Consider the following 16,066-nt stretch of genomic DNA (forward strand, 5'->3'; position numbering starts at 1 on the left):
CAAACCCGCGGCGCACGACATGGACCGCGGCATGACACCGCGGTCCCATCGATCAGTTATTGCAGCGGCTGGCTACGGAAGTGATCGCCCGGCTCGCTATCCTCGGACTCTTCATGGTGGTGATGGCCATGCGGACCATGCACGTGGCCATGCTGGACTTCCTCGGCGCTTGCCGCGCGCACGTCGATGACCGACAGCTCGAAGCGCAGCGCCATGCCTGCCAGCGGGTGGTTGCCATCCAGGACCACCTTGTCGTCGGCGATGTCGGTGACGGTGAAGATCGTCGGCTCGTCGTCGCCGCCTTCCGCCACGCCTTCGAACTGCATGCCGACTTCGATCGGTTCCGGCAGGCGGTTACGGTCCTCGACCTTCACCAGCGCCGGGTCATAGTCGCCGAACGCGTCTTCCGGCTCGATCTGGATCGTCGACGCATAGCCCGGCTCTTTACCGTCGAGCTCTTCCTCGATCTTCGGCAGGGTGTTCTCGTAACCGCCGTGCAGGTACACCATCGGCTGCGAGCCCTCTTCGATCAGGTTGTTCTGGGCGTCCGACAGTTTATAGTTGACTGTCACGACCGTATCTTTGGCAATCTTCATCGCACATCCTTTCGTTATGAGCTGCGGATTATAACTCCGATGGCGCGCCACCCCGTTCCGGCTGGGTATAATGGCGCATGAAAAAATTACAGCTTCTTGGGGATATTACTCCCGCCCAGTTCTTGCGCGAATACTGGCATAAAAAACCTCTTCTGATTCGCCAGGCGATTCCCGGATTCAAACCTTTAATCAAGTTCGACAAGCTGGCCGACATGGCCCGCCAGAACCATGTCGAATCGCGCCTGGTCTCCTTGCGCGACGGCCAATGGGACATGCAGCACGGCCCGCTGGCCGAGCTGCCCGCGCGCACCGAACCCGGCTGGACGATGCTGGTCCAGGGCGCCAACCTGTTCGACGACAAGGCCGACGCGCTGCTGCGCGAATTCCGCTTCGTGCCGGATGCGCGCCTCGACGACCTGATGATCAGCTACGCCAGCGATGGCGGCGGCGTCGGTCCGCACTTCGATTCCTACGACGTGTTCCTGCTGCAGGCGCACGGCAAGCGCCGCTGGCGCATCGGCGCCCAGCAGGACCTGGCCCTGGTCGAGGGCCTGCCGCTGAAGATCCTCGCCAATTTCGAGCCGGAAGAAGAATTCGTGCTCGAGCCGGGCGACATGCTCTACCTGCCGCCGCACTACGCCCACGACGGCGTGGCCGAGGGCGAGTGCATGACCTACTCGATCGGCTTCCGTTCGCCCTCGTTCCAGGAACTGGGCGAAGCCTTCCTGCAATTCATGGCCGACTCGATCGACCTGCCGGGACGCTATGCCGACCCGGACCTGCAGCCGGCCAGGAATCCGGCCGAACTGCCGCGCGAGATGCTGGCCAGCGTCACCGAGGAATTGAACAAGGTGCGCTGGACCGAGGAAGACGTGACGATCTTCCTGGGCGAATACATGTCCGAGCCGAAGCACAATGTGTTCTTCACCGGCCCGGCCAAGCCGCTCACCGTCGGACGCTTCATGGAGGCGGCCGCCAAGCGCGGCCTGAAACTATCGAGCAAGACCCTGATGCTGTACCGCGGCAAGCACGTCTTCATCAACGGCGAGTCCTTCGCCGCCGGCCGCGCCGACAAGGCGGTGCTGGATGTGCTGGCCAACCAGCGCCGCGTCGAAGGCGCCCTGCTCGACAGCGCCACCGACGACGTGCTGGAAGCCTTGTACACCTGGTACCAGGATGGCTGGATCGAACTGGCCTGATTGACATCATGGACGCCGCCGCCGTGACCCGTTTCGACACCCGCGCAGGATGCGAGGCGCAGTTTCGCGCCTGCGTGGCGGCCTCGCGTCAAGGCCTGGCGCTGTTCGACCCCGATTTCGCCATCTTCCCGCTCGGCGCGCCGGACGTGGACACCCTCCTGCGCACCTTCCTGGCTGGCGGCGGCCAGTTGCGCCTGGCCATGCATTCCACGGCGCACATCGAGCGCCATTACCCGCGTTTCGTGCGCCTGATGCGCGATTACGGACACCTGATAGAATGCCGCATGACCGGCCGCAGCCTGCGCGAACTCGCCGATTCGTTCTGCATCGGCGACGACCTGCACATCGTGCGGCGCTTCCACCGCGATCACCTGCGCGGCGAAGCGGCTTTTCACTCACCCGGCATATGTGACATGTCGCGCCAGCGTTTTACCGGTATCTGGGAAGAGTCACGGGTCGTTTTACAGCCCACGACAATAGGCCTATAAGAACAAAAATTGCTTTGAAAACAGGGATTTCGCTAACGGTTGCATCTTGTAACAATATGAACCTTATTTGAGCGCAAAATACTTTCACCACGGCATGAGTTCGCTATTGCGAATCAGTAAATTTGGCTATAATATCAGGTCAGGAAGGTTCCGTTGCCTCTTTGGCAGTATTGCTATTATGGAAAGCACGAGAATTCCGCCGAGCAATAATTACCGGTAATTATTATTCGCAACAAGTAGTACTACTTTGTAAATCTAAGGAAAATCATGAAAAAATCCCTGCTGATCGTTTCCCTGATGGCTGTTGCTCTGGCTGCTTGCAGCAAGAAAGAAGAAGCTGCTCCTGCTGCTCCGGCCGCCACCGAAGCTCCGGTCGCTGCTCCTGCTGCTGACGCAACCGCACCGGCCGCTCCGGCTGCTGACGCTGCTGCTGCTCCGGCTGCTGACGCCGCTGCTGCCGCTTCGACCGCTGCTTCGTCGGCTGCCGACGCAGCTGCTGCTGCTTCGACCGCTGCTTCGCAAGCTGCTGACGCTGCTGCTGAAGCCAAGAAGTAATCAGATTTTCTCTGATCCGAAAAGACCGGCCTGCGGGCCGGTTTTTTTACGCCTGGCGTTTTGCCGCGTGCCCCCCCCCACCAAGGCCGCGCATCGCCGCGCGAATAAAAAAACCGGCCGCGAAGGCCGGTTCTTCGTTGGCGCGGTGAGCGCTTATTTCAGCTCGTCGTTCAGCAGCGTCAGGATCTTGGCCGCGGTCGGCGAGGTATCCGGCTTGCCGTCGTTGCTCTGGACCGTCACGTTGCTGGCGCTCGCGCCCTGCTCCGACTTGACCAGCACGCGGTAGCGCTGCGCTTCCTTGGCCTTCTCTTCCGAGCCGCCGAAGGTGAACAGGCGCTTGAAGAAGCCGTCCTTGTTGACGGCGTCCGGATCGACATAGCGCACGAAGTAGATGCCCTGCACGCGGTCGCGGTCTTCGACGGTGAAGCCGACGCGGTCCAGCGCCAGGCCGACACGGCGCCAGGCGCGGTCGAAGCCTTCATCGAGCTCGACCTTGTCGCCCACCAGCTTGGCGTGCTGCGGCGCCAGCGGGGCGCTGGCCACGGTGCCTTCGGCGGTCTTGACGTCCTTGGTGCCGGTCAGGTGCGCGACCATGCGGCTCAGGAACTGCGATTCCAGGCCCGGGTCGTTGGCGCGCGTGGTCCAGACCGTGGTTTCCTTCTGCGCGCCGGTCAGCACTTCCTCGGCGCCGCGGTGGCTCACGTAGATCTCGGTCGAGCCGTCCGGCAGGCGCTCCAGGCGGGTGCGGAACTTGTCGCGCTCGCCGGTCGAATAGGCTTTGTCGAACACCTTGCCGATCGCATTGCGCAGGAAGTCCTGCGGGATCTTCGAGCGGTTCTCGACCCAGGCGGTTTCCATGGTGCCGGTGGGGACCGACTCGGTCTCGAGGGCGAAGCCCATGTCTTCCCAGAACTGGCGCAGTTGCGGCCACAGCTGTTCCGGAGTCTGCTTGACCACCAGCCAGCGCTGGTCGCCGGCGCGCTCGACACGCACGGCGTCGCTCGCGATCGGACCGACCACGCTCGGGCCGCCCGCCACCGGGGCGGCGGCCTGGGCGCCTTGCGACTGCTGGAAGCCCGATGCGGTGGCCACGCCACGGGCATCGGGGACGGCATAGCGGTTATCGCGCTGCAGCTTGGTCAGGTCGGGCGGCACGTCCAGCGGCGCCGCCTTCTTGGCGCCCCGGTAATCCACCTTGTCCGATTCGAACACGGTGGTGCAGGCCGCCAGGCTGAATGCGATCACGGTGAGCGTCAGCGCGGCGGGAGCGGAAACCAGGGTCGTTTTCTTGCGAATAGTCATGTCGTTCGATGTCAGAATCTAAAAGCCGGAACCTCTGCGGGCCCAGGGTTATTGGTGGACGCCCGCTTCCACCAGGGCAGCGCGCACGATCTCGTGGTATGGCGCGGACAGCGGCGCCAGCGGCAGGCGCAGGCCGGCCGGCATCTTGCCCATTTCGGCCAGCGCCCATTTCACCGGCACCGGGTTCGGTTCCACGAACAGCTTGGCGTGCAGGGAGAGGACCCGGTTGTTGATCTCGACCGCGCGCGCGATATCGCCCGCCATGGCGGCGACGCACAGTTCGTGCATCGCGCGCGGGGCGACGTTGGCGGTGACCGAGATATTGCCGGCGCCGCCGCAGAACATCAGCGCCATCGCGGTCGGATCGTCGCCCGAGTACACGGCGAAGGACTTGTCGACCATGCGCAGCAGCTCGATGCCGCGGCCGATGTTGCCGGTCGCATCCTTGATGCCGACGATATTGTCGATCGGCGCCAGGCGCGCGACGGTCTCGTTGGCCATGTCGGCCACGGTGCGGCCCGGCACGTTGTACAGGATGAGCGGCAGCTCGACCGCTTCCGCGATGGTGCGGAAGTGGCGGTACATGCCCTCTTGCGTCGGGCGGTTATAGTAAGGCACGACCTGGAGCGAGGCGTCGGCGCCCACATCCCTGGCGTGGCGGGTCAGTGCGATCGCTTCCGCGGTCGAATTGCCGCCGGTGCCGGCGATGACAGGAATGCGGCCGGCCACGTGATCGACCGCCAGCTTGACCAGTTCGCAGTGCTCTTCCGGAGAAACGGTTGCGGACTCGCCCGTCGTGCCGACGATGACGACCCCGTCGGTGCCTTCCGCGATGTGCCAGTCGAGCAGCTTGCGCAGGGATTCGCGGTCAAGACTGCCATCTTCGAACATCGGGGTGACGATTGCTACGATACTGCCCTTAATCATAATCTTTGGACCGTGCGAGTAAATAAAAATCTGATTGTAGCGGATACCCCGCCGCTATGGTTCAATTCCCAACCATAATATGGAGCCCCTCGACAAACCTGCTGCGCGTTGCACTGTTGGCGGGGCCGCCGAGGCCTGCGATACGCGCTACGGTTTTTCGAGGTTCCCATGGTCGAGCCGGGCCTCGGTTTTGGCAAAGCTTGGCCCCGCCGCGCATAGGCGCTGCACCTGGGCCGGATGCGGGGACGCGATATGCCCGTCCTCGTAGGCCAGCACCTGCAAGCCGCCGGCCGCCGCCATGGCCAGCAATTCGCCGGGCGCGAGCAGGAAGGCGGGATTCGACGGCTTGCCGTAGACCTGGTTGCCTTGTGCGAAAGTCTCGTAGATCAGGATGCCGTCCGGACGCAGGCTGGCGGCCAGGTGCGGGAACAGCGGACGGTGCAGGTAATTGGTGACCACGATGGCGGCGAAGCGCCCCGCCTCGAACGGCCAGGGCGCGCCCTCGGCCTCGAGGTCATATTCCATCGTCGTGATGCCCGGCCCGGCGGCCGTGGCCAGCACCTCCGGCTTGCGGTCCACCGCCAGCACCGCATGGCCGCGCGCCGCCAGCAGGCGCGCATGGCGGCCGGTGCCGCAGGCCAGGTCGAGCGCCTCGCCGGCGGGCGCCAGGGACGCGAAGCGCGCGACCCAGCCGGAAGGCGGCAGGTTCATCATGTTGATATTCATGTGTAGGAAATCCCCATCGCTTCGCGCACGTCGCGCATCGTTTCCTGCGCCAGCCGGCGCGCCTTGTCGCAGCCGTCGGCCACGATCGCGCGCACCAGCGAGGGATCGTCGAGGTACTGCTGCGCGCGTTCCTGCATCGGTTCCTGCTCGGCCAGCACGCCGTCGATGACCGGCTGCTTGCACTCGATGCAGCCGATGCCGGCGCTGGTGCAGCCCTTGACCACCCAGTCGCGGGTCGGCTGGTCGGAATACACTTCGTGCAGCTGCCACACCGGGCAGCGCTTCGGGTCGCCGGCGTCGGTGCGGCGCACGCGTGCCGGGTCGGTCGGCATGGTGCGGATCTTCTTGACCACGCTGGCGCGGTCTTCGCGCAGGCCGATCGCGTTGCCGTAGCTCTTGGACATCTTGCGGCCGTCGAGGCCCGGCAGGCGCGAGGATTCGGTCAGGATCGCCTGCGGCTCGACCAGGATCAGCTTGCGGCTGCCTTCGAGGTAGCCGAACAGGCGTTCGCGGTCGATGTTCGACAGGCTGCCCGCATCTTCCAGCATGGCGCGCGCCTGCTCCAGCGCCTCGTCCTTGCCGTCCTGCTGGTAGTCGGTGCGCAGCTCCAGGTACAGCTTGGCGCGCTTGCTGCCCAGCTTCCTGACCGCTTCCAGGGCCTTCTCCTCGAAGCCCTTTTCCTTGCCGTAGATGTGATTGAAGCGGCGCGCGATCTCGCGCATCATCTCGACGTGCGGCAGCTGGTCCTCGCCCACCGGCACCTCGCTGGCGCGGTAGATCAGGACGTCGGCCGCCTGCAGCAGCGGATAGCCGAGGAAGCCGTAGGTGGCCAGGTCCTTGGTGGCCAGGTTCTCGATCTGGTCCCGGTAGGTCGGCACCCGCTCCAGCCAGCCGAGCGGCGTGGCCATCGACAGCAGCAGGTGCAGTTCCGCGTGCTCGGGCACCCGCGACTGGATGAAGATCGTCGCCTGCGACGGGTCGATGCCGGCGGCCAGCCAGTCGACCACCATGTCCCAGGTGCTGCGCTCGACGATGCCGGGATCGTCGTAGTGGGTGGTCAATGCGTGCCAGTCGGCCACGAAGAACAGGCAGTGCTGCTCGGACTGCATCCTGATCCAGTTCTTCAGGGCGCCATGGTAGTGGCCAAGGTGCATGGCGCCGGTGGGGCGCATGCCGGAGACGACACGGTCAGGGTACATGGGCGTTGTTCACTTCAGGATTCAGCTCAGGAGTAAATACAGCGGCGACGCGATCAGCTTCAGCAGGAATTCGCCCACGATCATCACCGGCACCACCCAGAACGCCAGCAGCTTCATGAAGATCAGCGCCAGGACGATGAAGAAGCCGTAGGGCTCGATCGCCGCGTACTTGTAGGCGAGGCGGTTCGGCAGCAGGCTGGTGACGACGCGCCCGCCGTCCAGCGGCGGAATCGGGAACAGGTTGAACGCGAACATCAGCAGGTTGGTGAACACGCCGGCCTGCGCGACCTTGTGCGGGAAGGATTCGTTGACATTGAACGCCACCAGCAGCGCCGCCATGATCAGCCACATCAGCGCCATGACGAAGTTCGCGCCCGGCCCCGCCAGCGCCACCCAGGCCATGTCGCGCTTCGGATTGCGCAGGCGGCCGAAGTCGATCGGCACCGGCTTGGCGTAGCCGAACACGAAACCGGTGGTCAGGTAGAGCGCGACCGGGATCACGATGGTGCCGAACACGTCGATGTGGACCAGGGGATTGAGGCTCATGCGCCCCTGCGCATAGGCGGTGTTGTCGCCGAAGTACTTGGCGGCGTAGGCGTGGGCGGCTTCGTGCAGGGTAATCGCAAAAAGAACGGGCAGTGCATAGACTGCGATGTTGCGTATCAGTTCATCCATATCGGGATTCTATCAGAGGCGGCGCAGCCGCCCGTGCCCAGGCATCACAGGCCGAAGGCGGCCGGGTCGCCCCTGCCCTCGCGGATGAGGACGGGTTCGGGCCCGCTCAGGTCGATGACGGTGGTCGGTTCCAGCGTGCCGGCGCCGCCGTCGACGATCAGCTCGATCTGTTTATCCAGGCGTTCGCGCACCTCGTCCGGGTCGGACAGCATGTAGTCGTCGCCCGGCAGCTGCAGGGTGGTGCCGATCAGCGGTTCGCCCAGTTCTTCCAGCAGCGCCAGGGTGATGCGGTTTTCCGGCACCCGCAGCCCGATCGTCTTGCGCGACGGGTGCGACAGGCGGCGCGGCAGTTCGCGCGTGGCCTCCAGGATCACGGTGTAGGGCCCCGGCATGTTCGCCTTCAGCAGGCGGTACTGCTGGTTGTCGACGCGCGCGTACTGCGCGACCTCGGACAGGTCGCGCACCATGAGGGTCAGGTGGTGCTTGTCGTCGACCCCGCGGATGCGGCGCAGCTTCTCGACCGCAGCCTTGTCGTCGAGGCGGCACACCAGCGCATACGCCGAGTCGGTCGGCAGGGCGACGATGCCGCCCGCGCCGACGATCTGCGCCGCCTGCTTGATCAGGCGTCCTTGCGGGTTCTCGGGATGGATTTGAAAGTATTGGCTCATTGGTGGGGTGAACGGATTGTTCCGTCCACGCGTTGATTATCGCAGGGCCTGCAGGGCAGCGATGCGCTGCTCCATCGGCGGGTGGGTGGAAAACAGCGCGCCCCAGCCGCCGCCGCTGCCGGAAATGCCGGACGCGGACATCGACTGCGGCAGCGCGCCGGGGGCCAGGCCGCCGAGGCGGGCCAGCGCGTGCTGCATCGGCACCGGGCTGCCCAGCAGCTTGGCCGAGCCGGCGTCGGCGCGGAATTCGCGCTGGCGCGAGAACCAGGCCACGATGATCGAGGCGACGATGCCGAACACGATCTCGCACACGAACACGGTGACCATGTAGCCGATGCCCGGACGGTCGTCGCCGCTGCGCAGCAGGACCTTGTCGACGAAGAAGCCTACCACGCGCGCCAGGAACACGACGAAGGTATTCACCACGCCCTGGATCAGGGTGAGCGTGACCATGTCGCCGTTGGCGATGTGGGCCACCTCGTGGCCGAGCACGGCCTCGACCTCATCGCGGTCCATGCTCTGCAGCAGGCCGGTGGAGACGGCCACCAGCGCGGAATTCTTGAAGGCGCCGGTGGCGAAGGCGTTCGGCTCGCCTTCGTACACGGCCACTTCGGGCATCCTGATGCCGGCGCGCTCGGCCAGGCGGCGGACGGTCTCGACCAGCCACAGTTCGGACGAGCTGGTCGGCTGCTCGATCACGCGCGCGCCGGTCGACCACTTGGCCATCGGCTTGCTCAGCAAGAGCGAGATGATCGAACCGGTGAAGCCGACCACGAGCGAGAACACGGCGAGCGCGCCGACGTTGATTCCTTCCGCCGTGACGGTCCTCCCCACTCCCAGCAGGTTGAGAACGAGCGTCAGCACCAGCACGACGGCCAGGTTGGTGGCGAGGAACAGCACAATACGCTTCATGGAACCTCCGGCTGCAGTGGGAATGGCAGGATGCCAAGATAGGGCTGCGATGCGGAAAATTCAAGGGCTCGGCCGTAGCGAGGGGCCGCGGGACCGCCCCGCCGCGCGGCCGGGAGAACACGAAAATAAAGGATGCGCTCGCGGATTCGGGCGCTAGAATGATGAACATGGCAACGCGGGCGCTTGCCATGTCCTTCTTGAGGAGAATCACGATGAGCGCGATGACTCAGCTGAAGCATGCCTTCCCCAAGCGCACGATCTTGATGGTTTGTGCGATAGCCTTCGTGTTGGCCCTGCCCCTGGTGGCGATGCAGTTCACCACCGGGGTGAACTGGACGGCATTCGACTTCTTCATTGCCGGCGTGCTCCTGGTCGGTATCGCCCTCATGGTCGAGTTCGCGCTGCGCAAGCTGGTCAATCCGCGCCAGCGCAAGTTCACCATCCTGGCGATCTTCGCCGCGCTGCTGCTGATCTGGGCCGAGCTGGCGGTCGGCGTGATCGGCATCCCCGGCATCTCGGGCAGCTGAGGGCGTGCACGGCGGGCCCGCCCCGCCGCAGGAAACCCGTGGTCAGAACCAGTCGTGCCAGACCGGCTTGAGGCCGGCCGGCAGCGGCGGCAGTTCCGCAAACTCGACGCGCGCCTCTCCCGGCGCATGGAAATCGGTGCCGCGCGAGGCCAGGAAGCCGTAGCGGCGCGCGATCTCGGCATAGGTCTGGTACTGGTCGGGCGTGTGGCTGCCCGTCACCACCTCGATCGCGTTGCCGCCGAGCTGGCGGAACTCGTCGAACAGCGCGCCTTCGGCGGTGTCGGTGAACCTGTAGCGGCCCGGATGGGCGATCACGGGAATCCCGCCCGCGCTGCGGATCCAGCCGACCGCATCCGCCAGGGTGGCCCAGCGGTGCGGCACGTAGCCGGGCTTGCCTTCGGTGAGGAAGCGGCGGAAGACTTCGGCCGTCGAGCCGCAGGCGCCGATCTCGACCAGGTAACGCGCGAAGTGGGTGCGCGACATCAGGTCCGGGTTGCCGACGTAGTGGAGCGCACCCTGGTAGCAACCGGGAATGCCGGCCTGCTCGAGCTGGGCCGAGATCTCGCGGGCGCGCGCTTCGCGGCCGTTGCGGGTGGCCGCCAGCCCCTCGGCCAGCGCGCGGTTGTCCTCGTCGACCTGCAGGCCGACGATGTGCACGGTTTCGTTGGCCCAGGTGACGGAAATCTCGACGCCGGCGACGAAGCGCATGCCCAGCTCGCCGGCCGCCGCGCGGGCTTCCTTGATGCCGCCGATCTCGTCGTGGTCGGTCAGCGCCCACGCGTCGACCCCGCCCTTGCGCGCGTAGGCAGCCACGGCGGCGGGCGCGAGCACGCCGTCGGAGACGTTGGAATGGCAGTGGAGATCGACTTTCAGCATGGCACGAAGGGTGGCAAACGCGATTGTAAACGGTACATTGTACGCGGGTTTGCCTGCTGGGCCATGTCCCGGACCGGGGCGCTCGTGGTTTGCGCGCACTGCCGCGGCAACTCACTCCACGGCAAGGAACTCCTCCACCATGCGCGCCAGCATCTCCGGCTGGTCATGATGCAGCATATGCCCCGCCTGCGGCATCATGCGCGTCGTCACTCTGGCCAGGTGCCCGATCCGCCGGTCGAGCTCGACCCTTGCCATTTCCTTCGCCCCCAGCTTGTGCCAGATGTCGGTGTCCTCGGCCTCGACCACCAGCACCGGCGCGGTAATTGCGCTCCAGCACGCCATGATCTCGTCCACGTGGTACAGCAAGGGCCCCCGCATCTTGTGCGCCGGATCGCCCAGGATGTGCCAGCGTCCGTCCTCGCCCTGGGCCGACCAGTGTCCGGCCAGGAAATCGGCCCGCTCGGGCGACAGGCGCGGATTGGTCTTGCGCAGGCGCCCCGCCACCTCCTCCACGCTGGCGTAGTCGCGCATGACCGGCAGCTCGCGCAAGTCGTCCAGCCACGCCGCCACCCGGCCCGGATACTGGGACGGCCGCGTGGCCGGCAGGCCGAAGCCTTCCAGGTTGACCAGCTTGCCGATCCGCTGCGGGCGCACGCCCGCATAGGTCGTGGCGACGGTGCCGCCCATGCTGTGTCCCAGCAGCTTGACCGCCTCGCCCGGCGCATAGCGGTCGAGCATGGCGTCGAGGTCGGCCAGGTAGTCGGGGAACCAGTAGGTGTCCGAGTGGGTGCGCTCGGTCAGCCCGAAACCGCGCCAGTCGGGCGCGATCACGTGCCAGTCGCCCTGCAGGCAATCGACCATGAACTGGAACGAGGCCGCGACATCCATCCAGCCATGGACCATGAACAGCTTGGGCGCCCCCTCCTCTCCCCAGTGGCGCACATGGGTGCGCAGGCCGCGCACGTTGATGAATTCGGAACGGGATGGTTTCATGTTGCCTTCATAAAAGAACGGTCGTTCGGATAATTATAGACGGGAACGGTTGATTTCGGGATGTCGGGCCCCATCTTCCCGCAATCGGACGATGCGGGTCGCAGGAGTTAAAATAGCGATATTTCAACCCTCAGCGAGCACATCCATGGCGATTTACCAGCTGGGCGAGCATGCGCCCGAGATCGATGCGTCGGCCTTCGTGGCCGATTCGGCAACCCTGATCGGCAAAGTCACCCTCGAGGCCAGCGCCTCGGTATGGTACGGCGCCACGATCCGCGGCGACAACGAGCGCATCACCATCGGCGAGAACAGCAACGTCCAGGAAGGCACGGTGATGCATACCGACATGGGTTACCCGCTCACGCTGGGCCGGAACGTGACCGTGGGCCACCAGGCGATGCTGCATGGCTGCACGGTGGGCGACGGCTCGCTGATCGGGATCCAGGCCGTGATCCTCAACGGCGCGAAGATCGGCAAGGGTTGCCTGGTCGGCGCCGGCGCCCTCGTTACCGAGGGCAAGGAGTTCCCGGACCACTCGCTGATCCTGGGTTCGCCCGCCAAGGTGGTGCGCACCCTGACGGAAGAAGACCTGCTGCGCCTGCAAGGCAGCGCCGCGAGCTATGTGGCGCGCGGCCAGCTGTTCAAGGCGCAGCTCAAGAAAATCGGATAGAGAATGACGACAAACGACACCAGGGACACCCTGCAAAAATTCATCTTCGACAACGCCGCCGTGCGCGGCGAGCTGGTCGAGATTCCCGACACCTGGCGCGAGATCCAGGCGCGCCACGCCTACCCGAAGGCCGTGCGCACCGTGCTGGGCGAGATGGTCGCGGCCAGCGCCCTGCTGTCGGCCAACCTGAAGTTCAACGGCGCCATCGTGATGCAGATCCATGGCGACGGTCCGGTGCGCCTGCTGGTGGTCGAGTGCGACGCCGGACTGCGCATCCGCGCCACCGCGAAACTGGCGCCGGACGCCGAGATTCCCGATGCCGCGACCCTGCACGACCTGTTCAACGCACACGGCAAAGGCCGCTTCGTGATCACGCTCGACCCGGCCGACAAGGTGCCGGGCCAGCAGCCCTACCAGGGCATCGTGCCGCTCGACGGCGAAGACATGGCGACCGTGATCGAGAACTACATGCTGCGCTCCGAGCAGATGGACACCCGCCTGTGGCTCGCCGCCGACGACAAGGTCGCACGCGGCCTGCTGCTGCAGAAGCTGCCGCGCCACAGCGGCGTCGAAGGGCAGACCAAGCAGGCCACCGAAGAGGAAGACCTGGAAACCTGGCACCGCGCGACCATGCTGGGCGCCACCCTGAAGCGCGACGAGATGCTGACGACCGATATCGAGACCCTGCTCAAGCGCCTGTTCTGGGAAGAGACGATCCGCGTGTTCGATCCGGTGCATCCGCAGTTCCACTGCAGCTGCACCCGCGACAAGGTCGGCAACATGCTCAAGATGCTGGGCCAGCAGGAGGTGGAATCCGCCCTCGCCGAGCTGGGCGAACTGGGCATCAACTGCGACTTCTGCGGCAAGCACTACGACTTCGACAAGGTCGACTGCGCCCAGCTGTTCGCCACCGACAGCCCGGTCCAGACCTTGATGCCGGCCAGCGGCAGCACGCATTAAGCCCGGCCATCGCCGGCCTCCCGGTCCGCGACACCGAGCCTGCCGTCACCGCCACTGGCGGTGACGGCAGGGCTTGACCAAAGCAAGGCAGTTTAATCTGCTTTTAGGCAATAAATCCCTTCAGCTTCCCACTCTTTAGTCTCAGAAGCGTCCTACCGTCCTACCGATTTTCGCCGTCGGTGTTAAGCTGCTGCATCTTTGACAGTGTTGCGTTTTTCAGAACGCACACCGTCCGGCCTTGAACCCTATGGAGGAAACACGATGAACATCGATATTGGCATCAGCACCGACGACCGCGCAAAAATCGTCGACTCCCTGTCGCGCGTGCTGGCGGACAGCTACATGCTGTATCTGAAGACCCATAACTTCCACTGGAACGTGACCGGCCCGATGTTCCAGACGCTGCACACCATGTTCCAGACCCAGTACACCGAACTGTGGAATGCGCTGGACGATATCGCCGAACGCATCCGCGCCCTCGGCCATTTCGCGCCGGGCACCTACCAGCGCTATGCCGAGCTGTCGAGCATCAAGGAAGAGCCGGACGTGCCGACGGCCCACGAGATGATCCGCCAGCTGGTGGAAGGCCAGGAAGCGGTGGCCCGCACCTCGCGCGCCGCGTTCCGCATCGCCGACGAGGCCGACGACCAGCCGACCGCCGGCATGCTGGCTACCCGCATGGAAATCCACGAGAAGAATGCGTGGATGCTGCGCGCCTTCCTGGAGCATGGCGCCGGCCATACCCAGGGCGAGGCATCGTCCTGATCTGGTGAAGGAAATAAAAACGCGGCCTGCATGGGCCGCGTGACGCGTGGGCGGGAAACCCGCCCACCCTACAATATGCGATGACGTAGGGTGGGCGGGTTTCCCGCCCACGCGTTCATCTGACTTTTGAAAATCGGAACACGGTCTTAATCGTCGCCGCTGCGGCCACCCGACATGTGCAGGTCGACCACCTTCATGATCTCCAGGGTGAGCTCGAGGTCGAACTCGCCGGAAGCCAGCGCGGCCTGGAGCTGCTCGCGCGGCACGCCGACGGCGGCGGCCAGCAGCGGCAGGCCGGGCGCCTGCGACACCGCGTGCAGGGCGGCGGCGACCAGTTCGCCATCGCCGTCCTCGAAGGCCTCGGCCAGGCAGTTGGCGATCGCGTCGAGCGACGTGAGCTGCGCGGGATCGATGGGAGAATTTGCTTGGGTCATGGTGGCTCGCTGCGCAGCGTTCAATGCTGCTTCTTTTCCTTCGGCGGCGGTGGCGGCGGCGGCACGGTCATCGACTCGACCGGCTGCTCGTCCTTGCGCAGCACCTGCACGAAGATTTCATTCTGCTTGATCATGCCCAGCTCGTAGCGCGCCCGTTCCTCGACCGCGCCCGTGCCGTCCTTCAGGTCACGCACTTCGGATTCGAGCTTGGAATTGCGCGCCCGCAGCTGGTCGGTCTTGAGGCGGGTCGCCTCGACCTGCCCCTTCATGTCGGCGACGGAGAGCCAGCCCCCCTTGCCGAGCCAGAGCGGGTACTGGATCAGCAGGAGCAGGACGGCAAGGGCTATCGTAATGAGACGCATGGCTGGACAAAGGCCGGCCGGTGAGGCCGGCCGGCCCATGGTCTTACTTCAGGTTGTAGAAGGCGTCGCGGCCCGGGTAGCTGGCGACGTCGCCCAGGTCTTCCTCGATGCGCAGCAGCTGGTTGTACTTCGCCATGCGGTCCGAACGCGACATCGAGCCGGTCTTGATCTGCAGGGCGTTCAGGCCCACCGCGATGTCGGCGATGGTCGAGTCCTCGGTCTCGCCCGAACGGTGCGAGATCACGGCGGTGTAGCCGGCGCGCTTGGCCATCTCGATGGCGGCGAAGGTCTCGGTCAGGGTGCCGATCTGGTTGATCTTGATCAGGATCGAGTTGGCGATGCCCTTCTGGATGCCTTCCTTCAGGATCTTGGTGTTGGTGACGAACAGGTCGTCGCCCACCAGCTGCACCTTCTTGCCCAGCGCGGCGGTCAGGATCGCCCAGCCTTCCCAGTCGCCTTCGTGCATCGCGTCCTCGATCGAGATGATCGGGTACTTGTCGCACCAGGTGGCCAGCATGTTGGTGAAGTCCTGCGCCGACAGGGACAGGCCCTCGCCTTCGAGCTGGTACTTGCCATCCTTGTAGAACTCGCTGGCGGCGCAGTCCAGGCCGATCGCGATGTCCTGGCCCGGCACGTAGCCGGCCTGCTCGATCGCCTGCATGATCAGCTTGATCGCTTCCTCATGGCTGGAGACGTTCGGGGCGAAGCCGCCTTCGTCGCCGACCGAGGTGGCCAGGCCCTTCGCGTGCAGGATCTTCTTCAGGGTGTGGAACACCTCGGCGCCGTAGCGCAGCGCTTCTTTAAACGAAGGAGCGCCGACCGGGATGATCATGAATTCCTGGATGTCCAGGTTGTTGTCGGCGTGCGCGCCGCCGTTGATGACGTTCATCATCGGCACCGGCATCTGCATCGCGCCCGAGCCGCCGAAGTAGCGGTACAGCGGCAGGCCGGCTTCCTCGGCGGCTGCCTTGGCCACGGCCATCGACACCGCCAGCATGGCGTTCGCGCCCAGGCGGCTCTTGTTCTCGGTGCCGTCCAGGTCGATCAGGGTGCGGTCCAGGAAAGCCTGTTCATTGGCGTCCAGGCCCATGATGGCCTCAAAGATCTCGGTGTTGATATTCTCGCAGGCCTGCAGTACGCCCTTGCCGAAGTAGCGCTTCGGATCGCCGTCGCGCAGTTCGATCGCTTCGCGCGAGCCGGTCGAGGCGCCCGAGGGCACGGCGGCGCGGCCC

20 protein-coding genes are annotated in these 16,066 nt (G+C 65.2%); 7 read left to right on the plus strand and 13 right to left on the minus strand.

The genetic code is table 11. The features are described from left to right. Nucleotides 1–56: 56 nt before the first annotated feature. Complete coding sequence (locus H162_RS0118540) at nucleotides 57–596, minus strand: FKBP-type peptidyl-prolyl cis-trans isomerase (protein ID WP_020654990.1); 540 nt, start codon at nucleotides 594–596, stop codon at nucleotides 57–59. Nucleotides 597–673: 77 nt separating this feature from the next. Here H162_RS0118540 and H162_RS0118545 point away from each other — a divergent pair, with 77 nt between their 5' ends. The 3 genes from H162_RS0118545 (at nucleotide 674) to H162_RS33330 (ending at nucleotide 2,838) form a co-directional block, all read left to right on the plus strand. Next, on the plus strand, nucleotides 674–1,795 hold the full coding sequence (locus H162_RS0118545; RefSeq protein WP_026354812.1) for a cupin domain-containing protein: 1,122 nt from the start codon (nucleotides 674–676) through the stop codon (nucleotides 1,793–1,795). 8 nt (nucleotides 1,796–1,803) lie between these two features. Beyond that, complete coding sequence (locus H162_RS0118550) at nucleotides 1,804–2,283, plus strand: DUF7931 domain-containing protein (protein WP_020654992.1); 480 nt, start codon at nucleotides 1,804–1,806, stop codon at nucleotides 2,281–2,283. A gap of 267 nt (nucleotides 2,284–2,550) precedes the next feature. Further along, nucleotides 2,551–2,838 carry a hypothetical protein gene (locus H162_RS33330; RefSeq protein WP_084677061.1) on the plus strand — a complete coding sequence of 96 codons (288 nt, stop codon included), beginning with the start codon at nucleotides 2,551–2,553 and terminating at the stop codon, nucleotides 2,836–2,838. Nucleotides 2,839–2,991: 153 nt separating this feature from the next. Here the strand turns inward: H162_RS33330 and bamC are convergent, their stop codons facing one another. The 7 genes from bamC to htpX all read right to left on the minus strand — a co-directional run bounded on the left by bamC (nucleotide 2,992) and on the right by htpX (nucleotide 9,247). Then, nucleotides 2,992–4,140 carry an NlpB/DapX family lipoprotein gene (gene bamC, locus H162_RS0118555; protein ID WP_020654993.1) on the minus strand — a complete coding sequence of 383 codons (1,149 nt, stop codon included), beginning with the start codon at nucleotides 4,138–4,140 and terminating at the stop codon, nucleotides 2,992–2,994. Nucleotides 4,141–4,188: 48 nt separating this feature from the next. Next, entirely contained in the window at nucleotides 4,189–5,067 is an 879-nt protein-coding gene (gene dapA, locus H162_RS0118560; protein ID WP_026354813.1) for a 4-hydroxy-tetrahydrodipicolinate synthase, read from the minus strand. A gap of 147 nt (nucleotides 5,068–5,214) precedes the next feature. After that, the gene (locus H162_RS0118565) at nucleotides 5,215–5,793 is read right to left on the minus strand and encodes a class I SAM-dependent methyltransferase (protein ID WP_020654995.1); all 579 of its coding nucleotides are present in this window, start codon (nucleotides 5,791–5,793) and stop codon (nucleotides 5,215–5,217) included. After that, nucleotides 5,790–6,992 carry a tryptophan--tRNA ligase gene (locus tag H162_RS0118570; protein WP_020654996.1) on the minus strand — a complete coding sequence of 401 codons (1,203 nt, stop codon included), beginning with the start codon at nucleotides 6,990–6,992 and terminating at the stop codon, nucleotides 5,790–5,792. The genes H162_RS0118565 and H162_RS0118570 overlap by 4 nt, the downstream gene beginning before the upstream one ends. 21 nt (nucleotides 6,993–7,013) lie before the next feature. Beyond that, nucleotides 7,014–7,667, minus strand: a complete 654-nt coding sequence (locus tag H162_RS0118575; RefSeq protein ID WP_020654997.1) for a site-2 protease family protein — start codon at nucleotides 7,665–7,667, stop codon at nucleotides 7,014–7,016. A gap of 44 nt (nucleotides 7,668–7,711) precedes the next feature. Beyond that, the gene (locus tag H162_RS0118580) at nucleotides 7,712–8,335 is read right to left on the minus strand and encodes an L-threonylcarbamoyladenylate synthase (protein WP_020654998.1); all 624 of its coding nucleotides are present in this window, start codon (nucleotides 8,333–8,335) and stop codon (nucleotides 7,712–7,714) included. A 36-nt stretch (nucleotides 8,336–8,371) separates the two neighbouring features. After that, the gene (gene htpX, locus H162_RS0118585) at nucleotides 8,372–9,247 is read right to left on the minus strand and encodes a protease HtpX (RefSeq protein ID WP_020654999.1); all 876 of its coding nucleotides are present in this window, start codon (nucleotides 9,245–9,247) and stop codon (nucleotides 8,372–8,374) included. Between the two features lie 212 nt (nucleotides 9,248–9,459). Between htpX and H162_RS0118590 the strand changes: the two genes are divergently transcribed. After that, nucleotides 9,460–9,774: a hypothetical protein gene (locus H162_RS0118590; RefSeq protein WP_020655000.1), complete on the plus strand. Its 315-nt coding sequence runs from the start codon at nucleotides 9,460–9,462 to the stop codon at nucleotides 9,772–9,774. A gap of 42 nt (nucleotides 9,775–9,816) precedes the next feature. On the opposite strand, the gene H162_RS0118595 is transcribed toward H162_RS0118590, so the two are convergent. Next, nucleotides 9,817–10,650: a 3',5'-nucleoside bisphosphate phosphatase gene (locus tag H162_RS0118595; RefSeq protein WP_020655001.1), complete on the minus strand. Its 834-nt coding sequence runs from the start codon at nucleotides 10,648–10,650 to the stop codon at nucleotides 9,817–9,819. A gap of 111 nt (nucleotides 10,651–10,761) precedes the next feature. Continuing rightward, nucleotides 10,762–11,643 (minus strand): alpha/beta fold hydrolase, encoded by an 882-nt coding sequence (locus H162_RS0118600; protein ID WP_020655002.1) that lies wholly within the window; start codon nucleotides 11,641–11,643, stop codon nucleotides 10,762–10,764. A gap of 145 nt (nucleotides 11,644–11,788) precedes the next feature. Here H162_RS0118600 and H162_RS0118605 point away from each other — a divergent pair, with 145 nt between their 5' ends. The 3 genes from H162_RS0118605 to H162_RS31250 all read left to right on the plus strand — a co-directional run bounded on the left by H162_RS0118605 (nucleotide 11,789) and on the right by H162_RS31250 (nucleotide 14,038). Beyond that, complete coding sequence (locus H162_RS0118605; protein WP_020655003.1) at nucleotides 11,789–12,313, plus strand: gamma carbonic anhydrase family protein; 525 nt, start codon at nucleotides 11,789–11,791, stop codon at nucleotides 12,311–12,313. Between the two features lie 3 nt (nucleotides 12,314–12,316). Beyond that, the gene (hslO, locus tag H162_RS0118610; protein ID WP_020655004.1) at nucleotides 12,317–13,273 is read left to right on the plus strand and encodes an Hsp33 family molecular chaperone HslO; all 957 of its coding nucleotides are present in this window, start codon (nucleotides 12,317–12,319) and stop codon (nucleotides 13,271–13,273) included. A gap of 261 nt (nucleotides 13,274–13,534) precedes the next feature. After that, nucleotides 13,535–14,038 carry a Dps family protein gene (locus tag H162_RS31250; protein WP_020655005.1) on the plus strand — a complete coding sequence of 168 codons (504 nt, stop codon included), beginning with the start codon at nucleotides 13,535–13,537 and terminating at the stop codon, nucleotides 14,036–14,038. 146 nt (nucleotides 14,039–14,184) lie between these two features. On the opposite strand, the gene H162_RS0118620 is transcribed toward H162_RS31250, so the two are convergent. From H162_RS0118620 to eno, 3 genes are all read right to left on the minus strand, one after another. Beyond that, the gene (locus tag H162_RS0118620; protein ID WP_020655006.1) at nucleotides 14,185–14,472 is read right to left on the minus strand and encodes a helix-turn-helix domain-containing protein; all 288 of its coding nucleotides are present in this window, start codon (nucleotides 14,470–14,472) and stop codon (nucleotides 14,185–14,187) included. 20 nt (nucleotides 14,473–14,492) lie between these two features. Beyond that, nucleotides 14,493–14,834 carry a cell division protein FtsB gene (ftsB, locus tag H162_RS0118625; protein ID WP_020655007.1) on the minus strand — a complete coding sequence of 114 codons (342 nt, stop codon included), beginning with the start codon at nucleotides 14,832–14,834 and terminating at the stop codon, nucleotides 14,493–14,495. A 43-nt stretch (nucleotides 14,835–14,877) separates the two neighbouring features. Next, on the minus strand, nucleotides 14,878–16,066 hold a 1,189-nt coding region (eno, locus tag H162_RS0118630), incomplete at its 5' end, for a phosphopyruvate hydratase (RefSeq protein ID WP_020655008.1).

It is taken from the genome of Massilia niastensis DSM 21313, from assembly GCF_000382345.1.
Taxonomy (GTDB): Bacteria; Pseudomonadota; Gammaproteobacteria; order Burkholderiales; family Burkholderiaceae_D; genus Telluria; species Telluria niastensis.

Coding starts and splice junctions, on each gene's coding strand:
- H162_RS0118540 (WP_020654990.1), bottom strand. CDS start 596: ATGAAGATTGCCAAAGATACGGTCGTGACAGTCAACTATAAACTGTCG.
- H162_RS0118545 (WP_026354812.1), top strand. CDS start 674: ATGAAAAAATTACAGCTTCTTGGGGATATTACTCCCGCCCAGTTCTTG.
- H162_RS0118550 (WP_020654992.1), top strand. CDS start 1,804: ATGGACGCCGCCGCCGTGACCCGTTTCGACACCCGCGCAGGATGCGAG.
- H162_RS33330 (WP_084677061.1), top strand. CDS start 2,551: ATGAAAAAATCCCTGCTGATCGTTTCCCTGATGGCTGTTGCTCTGGCT.
- bamC (WP_020654993.1), bottom strand. CDS start 4,140: ATGACTATTCGCAAGAAAACGACCCTGGTTTCCGCTCCCGCCGCGCTG.
- dapA (WP_026354813.1), bottom strand. CDS start 5,067: ATGATTAAGGGCAGTATCGTAGCAATCGTCACCCCGATGTTCGAAGAT.
- H162_RS0118565 (WP_020654995.1), bottom strand. CDS start 5,793: ATGAATATCAACATGATGAACCTGCCGCCTTCCGGCTGGGTCGCGCGC.
- H162_RS0118570 (WP_020654996.1), bottom strand. CDS start 6,992: ATGTACCCTGACCGTGTCGTCTCCGGCATGCGCCCCACCGGCGCCATG.
- H162_RS0118575 (WP_020654997.1), bottom strand. CDS start 7,667: ATGGATGAACTGATACGCAACATCGCAGTCTATGCACTGCCCGTTCTT.
- H162_RS0118580 (WP_020654998.1), bottom strand. CDS start 8,335: ATGAGCCAATACTTTCAAATCCATCCCGAGAACCCGCAAGGACGCCTG.
- htpX (WP_020654999.1), bottom strand. CDS start 9,247: ATGAAGCGTATTGTGCTGTTCCTCGCCACCAACCTGGCCGTCGTGCTG.
- H162_RS0118590 (WP_020655000.1), top strand. CDS start 9,460: ATGAGCGCGATGACTCAGCTGAAGCATGCCTTCCCCAAGCGCACGATC.
- H162_RS0118595 (WP_020655001.1), bottom strand. CDS start 10,650: ATGCTGAAAGTCGATCTCCACTGCCATTCCAACGTCTCCGACGGCGTG.
- H162_RS0118600 (WP_020655002.1), bottom strand. CDS start 11,643: ATGAAACCATCCCGTTCCGAATTCATCAACGTGCGCGGCCTGCGCACC.
- H162_RS0118605 (WP_020655003.1), top strand. CDS start 11,789: ATGGCGATTTACCAGCTGGGCGAGCATGCGCCCGAGATCGATGCGTCG.
- hslO (WP_020655004.1), top strand. CDS start 12,317: ATGACGACAAACGACACCAGGGACACCCTGCAAAAATTCATCTTCGAC.
- H162_RS31250 (WP_020655005.1), top strand. CDS start 13,535: ATGAACATCGATATTGGCATCAGCACCGACGACCGCGCAAAAATCGTC.
- H162_RS0118620 (WP_020655006.1), bottom strand. CDS start 14,472: ATGACCCAAGCAAATTCTCCCATCGATCCCGCGCAGCTCACGTCGCTC.
- ftsB (WP_020655007.1), bottom strand. CDS start 14,834: ATGCGTCTCATTACGATAGCCCTTGCCGTCCTGCTCCTGCTGATCCAG.